9 protein-coding genes are annotated in these 15,202 nt (G+C 64.1%); 8 read left to right on the top strand and 1 reads right to left on the bottom strand.

Annotation, left to right across the window (positions count from 1 at the left end; translation table 11 throughout):
* The first annotated feature begins 107 nt into the window (after positions 1 to 107).
* From Q5H93_RS21880 to Q5H93_RS21845, 8 genes are all read left to right on the top strand, one after another.
* Positions 108 to 1,526, top strand: coding sequence for an MATE family efflux transporter (locus Q5H93_RS21880; protein WP_305008837.1), 1,419 nt, complete (start codon positions 108 to 110; stop codon positions 1,524 to 1,526).
* Between the two features lie 51 nt (positions 1,527 to 1,577).
* Positions 1,578 to 2,195, top strand: coding sequence for a hypothetical protein (locus tag Q5H93_RS21875; RefSeq protein WP_305008836.1), 618 nt, complete (start codon positions 1,578 to 1,580; stop codon positions 2,193 to 2,195).
* A 333-nt stretch (positions 2,196 to 2,528) separates the two neighbouring features.
* Positions 2,529 to 3,065, top strand: coding sequence for a phage tail protein (locus Q5H93_RS21870; RefSeq protein WP_305008835.1), 537 nt, complete (start codon positions 2,529 to 2,531; stop codon positions 3,063 to 3,065).
* Positions 3,066 to 3,095: 30 nt separating this feature from the next.
* Complete coding sequence (locus Q5H93_RS21865) at positions 3,096 to 3,635, top strand: phage tail protein (RefSeq protein WP_305008834.1); 540 nt, start codon at positions 3,096 to 3,098, stop codon at positions 3,633 to 3,635.
* 36 nt (positions 3,636 to 3,671) lie between these two features.
* Positions 3,672 to 4,214, top strand: coding sequence for a phage tail protein (locus Q5H93_RS21860; protein WP_305008833.1), 543 nt, complete (start codon positions 3,672 to 3,674; stop codon positions 4,212 to 4,214).
* 90 nt (positions 4,215 to 4,304) lie between these two features.
* Positions 4,305 to 5,252: a methionyl-tRNA formyltransferase gene (locus tag Q5H93_RS21855; protein WP_305008832.1), complete on the top strand. Its 948-nt coding sequence runs from the start codon at positions 4,305 to 4,307 to the stop codon at positions 5,250 to 5,252.
* A 98-nt stretch (positions 5,253 to 5,350) separates the two neighbouring features.
* Positions 5,351 to 12,712 (top strand): DUF8693 domain-containing protein, encoded by a 7,362-nt coding sequence (locus Q5H93_RS21850; protein ID WP_305008831.1) that lies wholly within the window; start codon positions 5,351 to 5,353, stop codon positions 12,710 to 12,712.
* 334 nt (positions 12,713 to 13,046) lie between these two features.
* Positions 13,047 to 13,727, top strand: coding sequence for a hypothetical protein (locus Q5H93_RS21845; RefSeq protein ID WP_305008830.1), 681 nt, complete (start codon positions 13,047 to 13,049; stop codon positions 13,725 to 13,727).
* Between the two features lie 198 nt (positions 13,728 to 13,925).
* On the opposite strand, the gene Q5H93_RS21840 is transcribed toward Q5H93_RS21845, so the two are convergent.
* Positions 13,926 to 15,191 (bottom strand): hypothetical protein, encoded by a 1,266-nt coding sequence (locus tag Q5H93_RS21840; protein WP_305008829.1) that lies wholly within the window; start codon positions 15,189 to 15,191, stop codon positions 13,926 to 13,928.
* Positions 15,192 to 15,202: the final 11 nt, after the last annotated feature.

Genomic DNA, 15,202 nt, shown 5'->3' with positions numbered 1-15,202 from the left:
CCGCGCCGTTAGCCTGCCGCCTAATCCCCCCATCCGTTAGCTCCCCCAGGTGCCCCGAACCAGCCGTTCGGGGCACTCTTTTTTTGCCGCCGCCCGTACTGCCAGGCATGCCCCCGCCCCTCGCCCGCCCCGCCCTCACCCAGGGCCCCATTCTGAAATCCTTGCTCACCCTGGCCGGCCCCATCGTCCTCGGCAACCTCCTCCAAACCGGCTACCAGCTCGTCGACGCCTTCTGGGTGGGCCGCCTCGGGGCCAATGCCGTGGCCGCCGTCGCCGTCAGCTTCCCCATCAACTTCCTGCTCATGGCCCTGGGCTCCGGCTTTTCAGTGGCCGGCTCGGTGCTGGTAGCCCAGAACTTCGGCGCCCGCAAATTCGACACCGTCAACCACGTCGCCACCCAGGTTCTGGTGCTCGAAACCGCCCTCGCCCTGCTGCTCACCGCCGGCGCCTACTTCGCCTCCCCCCCGCTCCTGCACCTCATCGGCGTCGGCCCCGAAATCTTCGCCGAGGCCAACCAGTTCCAACGCGTCCTGTTCCTGGGCCTGGTCTTCAACTTCGGCTTCCTCATGTTCCAGGCCCTGATGCGCGGCGTGGGCGAAGTCCGCATCCCGCTCTACATCAACCTCGGCACCCTAGCCCTCAACTTCCTGCTCGACCCGCTCTTCGTCTACGGCTGGGGGCCGGTGCCCGCCTTCGGCGTGGCCGGCGCGGCCGTCGCCACCGTCTGCACGCAGGCGCTGTCGGTCAGCATTGGCGTAGGGGTGCTGCTGCGCGGCCGCTCGGGCATCACGCTCTCGTTCCGCCGCTTCCGCCCCGACTGGCCCCTCATCCGCCGCGCCTTCACCTTGGGCGTGCCTTCCTCCATCGACTTATCGGCCCGCGCCCTGGGCATGTCGGTGATGACGGTGCTGGCCACCGGCTTCGGCACCACCGTGCTGGCTACGTACGGCATCGGCACCCGCATTCTGGCGCTGGGCATCATCCCGGCGCTGGGCGTGTCGCTGGCCTGCTCCACCCTGGTAGCCCAGAATATCGGCGCCCGCAACGTGGCCCGCGCCGAGCGCACCGCCAACTACGCCATCGGCCTCAGCTTCGGCGGTCTGCTGCTGGTGAGCGCCGCCATCTACCTGGCCGCCACCCCGCTGGTGCGCTTCTTCCTGGCCGGCGACGAAGCCGTGACGCGCGACGCCGTCGAGTTTGTGCGAATTGCGGCCCTCAGCCTGTGCTTCACCGGCGTGCAGCAATCCATCTCGGGCGCCCTACGCGGAGCCGGGCACACGCTGGCGGCCATGCTGCTCACCATCATCGGCACCTGGGTGCTGCAGTTTCCGCTGGCCTGGTACCTGTCGAGCCGCACCGAACTGGGCTTTCGCGGCCTGTGGTGGTCGTTTGTCATTGCCAACGTGCTGGCCGCCACACTGGCGGGCCTGTGGTACCTGCGCGGCGACTGGAAACGCAACGCCCTCGCCGACGAGCTTCAAAAGCAGGCCGACTCCGCCGTTGCGCTGGAGGATAAGGTGGTATAGGGGCGCGCGGGCAGGCAAGCGGTAGCTCACCACATAGCATAGCTGGCATGCATGGCGCGCTGCATTCCGCTGTGCATCATGGTACGCGCCCGGCGGCTGATACCCACCGGTCGCCAGGGGATGACTCTCTTTCTGATTGCAGGTTTTTCAGCCATCCGCTGCTCACGCGCTAGCAGGGCTGCAGGCATTTCACGAACATATATTGGTTACTCATGCCGCGCTGGTGGTCGTTCACGACATTTTGTGGTGAAACATACCCTACCTGCTGTTTTTTTGCTAAAAAAATTCGGCCAATCTACCCATGTCACCTCTGAAAACAGCCGCATCACGAAAAACCGGGGCTGCCGGAGGCAGCATGTTCAGGCTATTGTAGCCTGTTATGCAAGGGTTCATCTTTGCAAAAGAATTCCCAAGCCCGACCTGTCACAGCCGGGACTTGTGCAAGGGTATTTTTACGGGGTTAGCAAAAAGGGTGTTTTTACTCTAGTATTGTCCAACTGCCCGCTATTCCTTTGTGCAATGCCCAGCGCTGACCAGCCAACGCCACCGAAATTGGCTGTACTTACTGATAAGTTAGCTTTTTTTAATAAAAAAACAAACAACGAAAGCGCGCTGATTCGGAATATTTCCCGACATTTGGGCGTCTCGCAGAATAGCATAACATTATAATTCCTTCCTTGCTACGCGTAGCGGAGCGGCCGTCCCCCCGGCATTGCCCCGACTGCCCCCGGTAAAGCCCACGATTTTCGACGGCTTTATTTTTCCAGTTACTAATAGAATTCTTCAATTGCCCGGCTGCATCCCGTTTCCAACGGCTTGCCGGAACTGAAGTGGCTATGGTGTCGCGCTGGAACTCCCCAAAAAAATCGATAATTCTCTTTTGGCATCGTGCCTGGGCTATGCTATGGCTTGCATGCTGCGCCTGCTTTTTCATTCGGCGCCAATGGTTGGCGCCGAGTTTTTTCACCCTTCATTTTTCACCTTTCACCTTCACTTTTTTTTATGGACGCTTTCTTAGGCGAAGTTCGTGCCGTCGGCTTCAATTTCGCGCCAATGAATTGGGCATTCTGCTCCGGGCAGCTAATGCCAATTAACCGGTACACCGCGCTGTTTTCCCTTCTGGGCACGGCCTATGGTGGCGATGGCAAGACCACCTTCGCGCTGCCTAACCTCAACGGCCAGGCCATCGTTGGCGTCGGCCAGGGGCCGGGGCTTTCCCCCTACGTACAGGGCGAGGTCACGGGCACCGAAAGCGTGACGTTGCTCACTGATACAATGCCGCCGCACCTGCACACGCTGGGTGGCAGCTTCTTAACTCAGGCCGAGGAGGGCGGCAGCACCGACCCGACCAATAACTTTCTGGCGGCTACTGCTGAAAACCAATACAACGAAAACGTGGGCACCGGCACCATGGGAGCCAACATGATAAAGGGCGCGGCCGGACCGGCCGGCGGCAACCAGCCGCATTCCAACATGATGCCTTCCCTCGCAATCAACTACATCATCTGCCTGAGCGGCATTTTTCCGCCGCGCTCTTAATTCTTCACCTTTTTCAGCCTTCTTTCACTCATGGATAACTACGTTGGAGAAATCCGCATCTTCGCCGGCAATTTCGCCCCTGAAAACTGGGTCTTTTGCAAAGGCCAGCTTCTGGCTATCAGCGAGTATGATGTATTGTACTCTCTCATCGGCACCACCTATGGCGGCGATGGGCAGACGACCTTTGCCGTGCCCAACCTGCAAAGCCGGGTAGTGGTGGGCCAGGGCCAGAGCGTGCAGGGTACCAGCTATCCCGTGGGCATGGCCGCCGGTGTGGAAGCGGTAACGGTCCTTGCTGCTCAACTGCCGTCGCACCAGCACCCGGTTCTCAATACCACCATCACCGCCATCACCGGCGGCACCGGCCAGACCAGTCCTGCCGGCGCTTTCTTCGGCGACCAAGGCGCCAGTGCCTACGCGACTACCAACTCGGGGCAGAAACTGAATGCCAGTGCCGTAACCGGCCAATCGAGCCCCGCGGGCGGCGGCCAGCCGCATAGCAACATTCAGCCCGTACTGGCGCTGAATTACATTATTGCTTTGCAAGGCATTTACCCGTCGTTCGACTAAACTCATCCTTCACGCTCATACTTTCTTACTCTAATCATGGAAAATTTTCTTGGTGAAATCCGCCTGATGGGCTTTGACCGCGCACCTAGAGGCTGGGCCTACTGCCAGGGCCAGACCCTGCCCATCAATCAGAATCAGGCCCTGTTTTCGCTGCTCGGCACGTCTTTTGGCGGCGATGGCGTTACCACATTTAAGCTGCCCGACCTGCGCGGCCGGGTAGCCGTGGGCCAGGGCAAGGCCCCCAGTGGGGCCGTATACAGCATGGGCCAGGCACTCGGGTCGGAAGGCGTAACTCTGACGACCAGCCAGATACCAGCACACAGCCACTCTTTTGCGGGTACGCTGAACATTGGTGGCGACGCCGAAATCAATAGCGCGGATAGTACCTTCCCCGCCACCACCATCAGCGACCCGGCCATCAATGCCTACACGGCGGGTACGCCCAATGCCAGCATGGGCGCGGCGCTGCAAGGCACGCTGAACCCAGCCGGCGGCAACCAGCCCCACGAAAATCGACAGCCTTTTATGGCGATGAACTACGCTATTGCCCTTACAGGCATTTTCCCATCGCGCGGCTAAGGCCTCGTGAACCAAGCCAGCCAAACCGCACTCCCCTAAGCACAGCTCAACTGCTATGGGCACGGTTTGGCTGGCTTTTTCTGCTATCCTATGCAAGTTGCTGTTATCATTAGTAGTGGACTGGGCTGGCCCGCCCTGCAGGCTCTGGCCGCCCAGGGTGGCGTGGCGGCCGTAGCCGTGCCCTACTGCGCCCCCGCGGCCGAAACCGAGCAGCTGGCGCAGCAAGTGGCTGCCCTGGGGCTGCCCGTGACGCGCCTGAGCCGGCCGCAGCTTAGCGCCGACCTCACCAGCTGGCTTGCTCCGCTGTCGGTGGCGGCCGTACTGGTCTTTACTATGCCCTGGCGCATTCCGGCGGCTGTGCTGGCGCTGCCGCCGCAGGGCTTTCTTAATTTTCACCTGGCGCCTTTGCCGGCCTACCGGGGCCCCGAGCCCCTCTTCTGGTTGCTGCGCAACGGCGAAACCACCGGGGCCGTGACCGTCCACCGGATGGATGCCGACTTCGACACGGGCCCCGTGGTGCTGGCCGAGTCGGTGCCCATCGGTCCCGCCGATACGCACGGCCTGCACCGGGCCCAGCTGGCCGGGCGGGCCGCCCCCGTGGCCCTGCGCCTGCTGGCCAGCCTGCGCGGCGAAGCCGCCCCCCTGACACCCATGGCCCAGGCCGAGGCACCGGCCCGCTATTGGCCGCGCCCCGGCCTGGCCGATGTGTGCGTGCAATGGGACGCGCCGGTGGTAACCATTGAGCGCCTGGTGCGCGCCACCAATCCCTGGAACCGCGGGGCGCTGACGACCCTGCGCGGGCAGCCCCTGCGCCTGCTGGCCGTGACGCCCCACCCCCACGCCGCCACCGGCCCCACCACCCCCGGCATGGTATTGCACGCCGACCCAACGACCGGCCTATGGGTAGCCTGCGGCACCGGCGAGGCCCTGCGCCTCGACATGGTAGCCCTCGACGAAGGCTATTTTACGGGCTTGCAGCTGCTACAATTGGGGGTAGGCACCGGCGAGATACTCGGCAGTAGTCCGCTGCCTGGCTAACAATTGGCTTTCTGGCATTTATCTTTACTTTTCTTTCTCTTACTGATTTTCTTTTTTTACTGACTGACTTACTTCTTTTCTCAACTAATTCTGATGGCATGAAATCACCACTATTACTTTGGCTACTGCTGTTATGCACCAGTAGCGGATGGGCCCAGCTCCCGACCAGCCAGTCGTTCGAGACGAACGAGACGGTCAACTATACCTCGAACGCGTTCGACCTGCGCGCGACTTCGAATATTCAATACTTCACCATTACAAACACCAATCCGCCCGTAAACCCGAACAATACGTCGAATGCTTCTTTCGGCAGCAATACCGACCCGATTGCTATTAGAACCGCGGATAACTCAGCAGTTTACCCAGGCAGGTTCTGGATTGCGGAAGGTGTGCGGGGTACTTCGAATACTCCCTCGTCCTATACTCGTAGCGCAGGCGTGGTGACGATGAACCCCGTCAATGCCAGCAGCTACACCAACATCGTGGTGACCGTGGCCCTGGCCGACCCCCATGGCCCCGGCTCTTTACACATCAACAATGGTGCTGCAACCGCTAGCACATTTAGCGCCGACGACAAGATAGAAATCCAGTACTCGACCAATGGTACTGATTTCACCACCATCGGCCGGTTTATAGGCAATGAAGCTACCAGCACTGGCGATATGGAGCAGGACGTTAACCTGAACGGCTCGGTATCGGACGAGACAGGGCCCACGCTGAACTACCGAATGACGGACTACATCTTCAGCGGTCCTACCGGGGTTGTTGGTTCGCCGGCTTCGCTGACGGTGCGCGTGGTGGTGGACCAGGGCGGCGGCCAGGAACTAGCATTCGACAACATCCGCATCACCGGCACGGCCAGCACGGTGCAGCCGCCCACGCTGAGCGATGCGCAGACGGCCACCATCAACTACAATGAAACCGACCCGGCCACGCAGATTACTTCGTCCATTACGGCGACTAACCCGGCGGGCACCACGCTCAGCGGCGCGACGGTGACCATCGGCAACGGCTTCGTCGCGTCGGAAGACGAGCTGAGCTTTACGCCCGTAACCGGCATCACCGGCACTTATGCGAATGGCACCCTCACCTTTTCGGGGGTGGCCCCAATAGCCGACTACGTGACGGTGCTGAAATCGGTGAAGTACCGCAACTCGAACCAGACGACGGCGAAGGGCGGCAACCGCTCGATTCAGTTTGTGGTGCAAAGTGGCGCTTCCAGCAGCTCGGGCGTGATTCGCAACGTGCTGGTGCGGGCCATTCTGGCTGGCGCGACCACCATACCTTACACGGAAGACTTCACGACCGATGGGGAGGGCATTCGCTACGGCTCGAACTGGTTTTTGGGCACCGGTAGCACCGGCACCGACTTTGCCTTCACCCGCACCAACGCTGCCACCTACAAGACGGGCGCAGTAACGTTCAGCAACATCAGCAATGCCTATTATTGGTACGGAGTGAACACCAACTCCACCCAGAACTCGGAACGCATTGGCCGGCTGGAAACCCGGCAGGTTGATGCGACCAGCTACAGCGCCCTGCACTTTCAGGTGCTGTTGGGGGCCGAGTCGGGCGCGAGCGCGCGGTGGCAGACCAGCGACTACTTTAAGATGTACTACCGCACGGGCGGCAGCAGCGGCACCTGGAAGCTGTTTGGCTCGTTCCGCGGCACTGCTACTACCACCAACGGCATTGGCGACCTGCGCCAGGATCGGACGGAGGACCTCGCCAGCCTGCCGGCCGTACCGGCCGGCACGGCTACGCTAAGCCCCGCGCTGACTAATTATGACTTCACGATACCAGCCGATGCCAACGGGCAGCAGGTTGACTTTAAGCTGGAGCTCTCCGGCGACGGTATTGACGCAGAGTTTGCCTTCGATAATATTCGGGTGACAGGCACGGCCAACACCGCGCCGACCATCAACAGCCAGACGCGCAGCGTGGCCGAGAACTCGGCCAACGGCACCAACGTAGGTGCAGCCATCACGGCCTCCGACGCCGATGGCAACACGCTGACCTACGCCATCACGGCCGGCAACACTGGCGGCGCTTTCGCCATCAACAGCGCCACGGGTCAGCTGACGGTAGCCAACTCGGCGGCCCTCAACTTCGAAGCTACCCCCGCCTACAGCCTGACGGTGCAGGTGACCGACAACGGCATCCCCGCCGCCAGCGCCTCGGCTACGGTGAACGTGAACGTGACCAACGTGAACGAAGCCCCGGGCGCCGTGACCGATGTGAACGCGGCCGCCAACACCGTGGCGGAGAATGCCGCCAACGGCAGCACGGTCGGCATCACGGCCTCGGCTACCGACCCGGAGGGCACGACGCTGAGCTACTCGCTGACCAATAACGCAGGCGGCCGCTTCGCCATCAATGCCTCGACGGGCGTGGTGACGGTGGCCAACGGCGCGTTGCTCGACTTTGAAACGAATACGTCGCACTCCATCACGGTGCAGGCGTCGGACGGCTCGCTGACCAGCTCGCAGAGCTTCACCATTGCCGTGACTAACGTGAACGAGGCCCCCGTGGCCAGCAACAATTCCTTTTCGGTGAACCAGAACAGCGGCGCCACGGTGCTGGACGTGCTGGCCAACGACTCGGACCCCGATGCCGGCACGACGCTGACGGTGACGGCCGTGACCCAGCCGGCCAACGGCACGGTGACGCTGACGGGCGGTGTGGTGCGCTTCACGCCCGCGGCGGGCTTCGCTGGCACCACCACGTTTACCTACACCATTTCGGATGGCAGCCTGACGTCGACCGCTACCGTGACCATGACGGTGAACGACGTGACTCCTCCCTCAGTGACCATCACTTCGTCGGCCGGGGGCAATGGCAGCACGACGGCGACTACGCCGGTGCCGTTCACGGTGACGTTCTCGGAGAGCGTGACGAACTTCGCGCAGAACGACCTGAACGTGACGGGCGGGGCCATCTCGGGCTTCTCGGGCTCGGGCACGACCTACACCTTTAGCGTGACGCCGGCCGGCAGCGGCAGCACCATCACGGTGAACATCGCCGCCAACCAGGCGCAGGATGCGGCCGGCAACGGCAATACGGTCGCCACGCAGTTCGGCATCACCTACCAGCAGCCGCTGGTGGCCACCAGCCAAAGCGTGACGGTGCAGCTCGACGCCAGCGGCAACGGCACCCTGGCTGCCAGCAGCGTGAACAACGGCAGCACCGGCCCTGGTGCGCTGACGTACACCATTCAGAAAATCGTCTACGGGCGGGTAGCCGAAAACAACACCCTGATGCTGACCACGCCCAGCGGCGCGAACTTCACGGCTATCCGCTTTGCCAGCTACGGCACGCCCACCAACGATGCCAACGGCAACTACCGCCTCGGTAGCTGCGACGCCGCCAACAGCGAGGCGACGGCCCAAAACTCGTTCGTCGGCCGCAGCACCGGCAGCATGGATGCCTCTAATACCTCTGCTACTAACAACAGCCCCGTCCTCGGCGACCCCTGCTCGGGCACGCCGAAAGCGCTGGCCGTGCAGGCTGCCTACTCGAACGATGCTGCCGCGCTAAGCTACAACTGCTCGGAGGCCAACAAAACCCAGTACGTGCTGCTGACCGTGAGCAACGGCACGACTACCAGCACCTCGGTAGCTCAGGTGACGGTGAACGCGCCGGCCACGGCTACCATCAGCAGCGTGAGCCCCAGCTCGGCGCTGCGCGGTGCTACCGTGACGGTGAGCGGCACGAACCTGAGCGGCGCCACCAGCCTGACGGTGGGCGGCGCGACGGCCACCATCAGCAGCCTGACGGCTACCGGCTTCACCTTTGTGGTGCCGGCTGCGGCGGCCAGCGGCTCGGGCACCATCTCGCTGACGGCTCCCTGCTCGCAAACCATTACCAGCGCCTTCACGGTGCAGAACCCCACCATCACGGTGGGCCCGGCCTCGCTGCCTGGCGGCACGCAGGGCGTGGCTTACAGCCAGGGCCTGTCAGCCTCGGGCGGGGAGGCTCCTTATACCTACGCCATCACCAGCGGGGCGCTGCCCAGCGGGTTGAGCCTGACGGGCAGCACGATTGCGGGCACGCCCACGACCAATGGGACGTTTAACTTCCGCGTGGCGGCGACTGACAACTCGGCGGCTCCTGGCCCCTTCAGCGGCTTCCGCGATTACACCCTGGTTATCGGCCAGGCCACTACGGCGGCCCCGGTGGTTACCACCCCGGCCAACGTGACGCTGACCAACGACAACACGCCGACCTACTCCGGCACGGCTCCGGCCGGCAGCACCGTAACGGTGTACGTGGACAACACGGCCATCGGCACCACCACGGCCACGGCCGGCGGCGCCTTCAGCCTGACGCAGCCCGTGGCCCTGGCCGACGGCACCCACGTGGTGAACGCCACGGCCCAAACCAGCGGCGCGCTGGTGAGCCCCGTGAGCAACACCAACGGCTTTACGGTGGACGCCACGCGCCCGACGGTAAGCATCAGCTCTTCGGCTAGCAACCCGACCAGCACCTCGCCGATTCCCTTCACGGTTACGTTCTCGGAAAGCGTGTCGGGCTTCGCAGTTGGCGACGTGACGGTAAGCAACGGCAGCATTTCGAGCATCTCGGGCGCGGGCACTACCTACACCTTTGATGTGACGCCTGCGGGCAGCGGCACCGTGACGGTGAGCGTACCGGCCAACGTGGTGCAGGACTTTGCCACCAACTTCAATACCGCCGCTACGCCGGTTAGCCTTACCTACACCCAGCCGCAGACGGCGACGCCGGTGGTGCTGACGCCCGCCAACGGCGACCGCACCAACGACAATACGCCGACCTACGGCGGCACGGCTGCGGCCGGTAGCAACATCGTTCTGTTCGTGGACGGTGCCTTTGCCGACACGACCTTTGCCAATGCCGCCGGCAACTGGCGCAAGACGGCGTTCGTCCCCCTGGCCGAGGGCTCGCACACGATATACGTGACGGCCCAGGCCAATGGCCAGTCGACCAGCCAGCCGTCGAATACGAACACTTTCATCGTGGACACGACGGCCCCGACCGTGACGCTGACCTCGACCAGCGGCGCCAGCGGCGGCACGGCGACGACCTCGCCGTTGAGCTTCACGGCGACGTTCTCGGAAAGCGTGACGGGCTTCGTGGCCGGCGACATCACGGTGACGAATGGCACGGTGACCAGCGGCCCGACGGGCAGCGGTACCACCTACACCCTCCAGGTGACGCCGACGACGCCGGGCACCGCCACCACCGTGACCGTGGCAGGCAACAGCGTGCAGGATGCGGCCGGCAACGGCAACTCGGCTTCGGTCACCTACGCGCTGACCTTCCAGGCGCCCACCATCACGGTGAGCCCGGCCTCGCTGCCGGGCGGCACGCAGGGCACGGCTTACAGCCAGACCTTGTCGGCCACGGGCGGCTCGGGTTCCTACACCTACGCCCTCACCGGGTCGGCGCCTTCGGGCCTGACGCTGTCGGGCAGCACGCTGTCGGGCACGCCCACGGCTAGCGGCACGTTTAACTTCACCATTACGGCTACCGACAACTCGGCGGCCCCCGGTCCCTACAGCGGCTCCCGCTCCTACTCCGTGACCATCGCGCCCGCCGTCGTAACCAGCGTAATCTGGAACGGCAGCGTGAGCACCGACTGGTTTACGGCCGGCAACTGGAGCCCGAACCAGGTGCCCACCGCGGCCATCAGCGCCACCATCCCGACTGCGCCCAGCGGCAACCGCTTCCCCGTTATCGCCGCCAATGCGGCCACGGCGGCGGCCAACAACGTGAGCATCGCCACGGGCGCCACGCTGAATATGACGGCTAACACGCTGAACGTGGCCGGCAACGTGACCAACAACGGCAGCTTCGTACCCACCGGCGGCACGGTGGCGCTGGGCGGCACTACCCTGAGCAACCTGCTGGGCTCGTCGCGCGTGCGCTTCTGGAACCTGACGGTGGGCGCCAACACCGCCCAACTCAGCACCTCGGCCGGCGCTTCGGTGCGCCGCCTGCTCACGCTGAACGGCAACCTGACGACCAACGGCAACGACTTCGTGACGGAGTCGGACGCGAATGGCACCGGCATGGTGTACAACAACGGCGGCGTTATCAGCGGCAACGTGACGGTGCAGCGCTACATCCTGCCGGGCAGCAATGCGGGCGCGGGCTACCGCCACATCTCGCCGCCGGTGAGCAACGCCACGGTGGCCAGCCTGGCCACGGGCAGCTTCTCGCCGGTGGTGAACCCGGCCTACAACACCTCGGCCACGCCGGGCTTCGTGACGCCCTTCCCCACGGTGTTTGGCTACGACGAGAGCCGCCTGGGCCTGGTGAACGACCAGGACTTCTTCAGCAAGGGCTACTACTCGCCGGCGGCGCTGAGCACGCCCCTGACCGTGGGCAAAGCCCTGGCGGCCAACCTGGCGGCGCAGCAGGCCTTCAGCTTCACGGGGCCGCAGAACAATGGTACCTACAGCCAGACGCTGAGCCGCGGCCCGGTGCGGGGCAACCCCGACCAGAGCGGCTGGCACCTGGTGGGCAACCCCTACCCCTCGCCCCTGAACTACTCGCTGGTGGCCGCGGCCGACCGCGTGAACATCGAAGGGGCCATCTACGTCTACGGCAGCGTGGACCAGTATAATGGCACCTTCCGCAGCTACGTGAACGGCGTGGGCGGCGACCCGCTGCTGGCCCTGGGCCAGGGCTTCTGGGTGCGGGTGGCGGCGGGCCAGACCAGCGGCTCGCTCACCTTCCGCAACTCGCAGCGCGTGACGAACTACGCGAACCCGGCCTACAACCGCACGAGCAGCACCCGCCCGCTGGTGCAGCTGGACCTGCAAGGCGCCAACCACGCCGACCCGCTCTACGTGTACTTCGAGCAGGGCGCTACTGCCGGCATGGACTCGGAGTTTGACGCCGTGAAAATGCCCAACACCCACGGCCTCAACCTGAGCGCCGTGGCCGGTGCCGCCGAGATGAGCATCAACGGCCTGCCGCTGCCCACGACCAACCTGACCGTGCCCCTGCAGGTGCGCGTGCCGGCTACCGGCACTTACACCTTGCACGCGGCCAGCATCGTGAACCTGCCCGCGGGCATGGTGGCTTACCTGCGCGACCTGCAAACGGGTGCCGTGCAGGACCTGAGCCAGCAGCCCGACTACACGTTCTCGCTGAACGCGGCCTATACCGGCCAGCGCTTCGAGCTGTTCTTCACGCCGCAGCGCGTGACGGGCGTGGCCCCGGCCAGCCTGAGCGCCCAGGTGGCGGTGTTCCCCAACCCGGCCCACAAGGCGGTGTTTGTGGAGCTGCCCGCTACGCTGAGCCGCTCGGCGGTGACGGTGACGCTGGTGGATGCCCTCGGCCGCTCGGTGCTGACGCAGAAGCTGACCGGTACCAGCACGCAGCTGTCGCTGGAAGGCGTGGCCGCCGGCGTGTACGCCGTGCGCCTGCAAACGGCCCAGGGCACGGTGACCAAGAAGCTGACGGTGGAGTAATTCGCCCGGAGCACTTCGGCTGATTGAAGAGGCGACCCCCGACTTTGCGCGTTGTGAAGTAGGGGGTCGTTTCTTTTTTCGGACCTTTTGCGGGTGGCTACTGCCGCCGGAATAATCATTACTAACGCTGAAATAATTACTACTTACACTGAAATAATTACTACTGACAGGCGCCTTACCAGGGTTTACCCTAAAATAATTACTAATGACGCTGAAATAATTACTACTCGCAGGCAAATAATGCCCGCTGGCACCCGACTAACTGCTGCTGACGGCGGCCTAATCGGGGCCGGGGGCGCGCTACTCCTTTCTCACTTCTTTTTTACCCTTACCCATGACTGACCGCGAACTCAATTTCCAAACCATGAGCCTGGCGACGCTGGGCTTGCTCACCGATACGCGCCCGCAGTGGGAGCCGCTTTATCCCAAAATGCTGCCCGACTTCGAGGCCCTGCAAACGGCGCTGGGCGTGACCGATGCCGCCGCGCAGAAACTGAGTGGCCTGAGCAGCGCGGGCTACGCCGATGCCAAGGACCTGGCCGAAATAGCCGCCCTGGATGCGGCCGTGCCGGTACTGCGCGGCCTGAAGGCGCTGCAGCTCGATAAGCCCCGGCCGGAGCTGGCGGAACTGGCCGCCCACACCCGCTCCAGCCTCGACGAGCTGCGGGGCTTGCCGCAGGTGGCGGCGCTGGAGGAGCTTTATAACCAGGCCCTGCCGCTGGCCAAGGAGCTAAAAGAGGAGCTGGTGACGGCCGACCATCTCAAAAAGCTGCACGATAAAACGGCCTTGTTTAAGCCCCTGCTGGGTACGCCGCGCCAGCAAACCACGGAGGGCTCGCGGGAGCGCGAGAAGGCCGTGGCCTCGCTGGGGGCCGCCCGCGCCGCCCTCAAACGCCTGGATGTGCGGGTGCCCAACCTGAGCGAGGCCCTGCCCGAGCTGGTGGCGCGCTACAAAAAGGCCCGGATGATAGTGGACGCCGGGCACGGGCCAACGGGAGATGCGCCGCAAGCGTAAGCACTGATGCTGAAGAAAAAGCCCCGGCCGCTCGCGCAGCCGGGGCTTTTTCGTTGTTTGGGGGCTACAAAAAGCAGACGAAAACGGGTCACAGCAGTTGTTTCAGGGGCTTTTTGCCTCAACCGAGGCGAAGAAACGACTGCCAGCGGTTCTGCCGCTGGCAGTCGAGCTCAACGAATGGCAGCTGGCGGGGGAGCTTTAGTATTCCAGCACGCGGGGCAGGCCGGCCAGCTCACGGCCAAGGAGGTAGTCTTCGAACCAGTCGGCTTCGGGAGCGCATTCCTGCTCCTGATTGCGGGGGAAGGGTACCCAGTGAAAGGCGCTCCAGGGCGGGGCAGGCTGCAGGCCGGTGTCGATGCGGAAGCGGTAGTCGGCGAAGGCCTGGGGCAGGGCGGCCAGCAGGCGCTGGCGGTGCAGGTGCTGGGCGGCCTCCACGATGGCGCGGCGCCAGTCGTCGTCGCCGTTGGTGGGCCAGATGAGCTCGGCTTTGCGCAGGTAGTCGAGGCTTTGGTGTACGCACTCGGCCACGCGCGACGAGCCGTAGTAATCGGCCCGGCGAAGGGCCTGGGTAAGCTCGCGGAGGCGCGCGGTGCCGGGGCCGGGGTCGAAGCGGCGGGCAAATTCGTAGAAGGCTTCGTCGTAGTCGGGTAGCAGGCGCTCGGCCGGGTCGGTGGCGAAGGTATCGTCGAGGCCATCGGGCCAGCTGGGGCTGGGGCGGCGGTCGCGGTACTCGGGGGGCGGGCCGTCGGGCCAGCGCTGGGCCAGGGAGTGGTCGATACCCAGGTGGCGGTAGTGCAGGTGCTGCTCGGCGCGCTGGTTGGAGTGCGTGGCGAAGGGGTAGCCGGCCGGGGCTCCGGTGCGGGCATCGTAGTAGGCATACCACTCGGGGTAGGGCTGGGCGTGGCGGTCGGGGGCGGTGCCGGTTTGCCGAGCTTGCCAATGGCGGCGCATGGCCTCGTAGTCTTGCCAGTCATCGACGGGCAGCTGGTGCTCGGGATGGAAGCCCACGGTGCGGCAGGCCCCACTGGCCAGGTAATCGACGAACAGCTCGTACTCGGCCTCGGTGATGGGCGGCAGCCAGGGGCAGGCATGCAGGTGCTGCTTCCACTTCTCGAATTGATACTCGTAGTAGATGCCGGGCAAGGAGATTTCGCCCGCCCGCCAGCGCACCTGCAGGTCGAAGAACTTCTTCTGCTGAATGTGAAACAGCCAATCGTAGGCCGCTTCGCCGGGGTTGGTGCTGGGGTCGAGCAGGGAGAAATTGAGTTGGTAAGGGCCATTGCGGCGGGCGTGCACGATGCGCTGGGCGTAGGCCAGCAGGAAGGCGGCGTGGTCCTGGGGGCGGTAGCGGGCCAGGTGGCGGAGGTAGCGCGGGTCGGTGGCCAGCTGGGCGGCCAGGGCCTGGGCGGCAGCCTCGTCGGCGTCTTCCCGGGCTACGCCTGGGAGGTTTTCGTTATCAAGCATGGACGGGATAA

Origin of the sequence: Hymenobacter aranciens (assembly GCF_030580865.1) — a bacterium.
Lineage (GTDB): Bacteria > Bacteroidota > Bacteroidia > Cytophagales > Hymenobacteraceae > Hymenobacter > Hymenobacter aranciens.
This window is presented reverse-complemented; position numbering and strand designations above follow the sequence as displayed.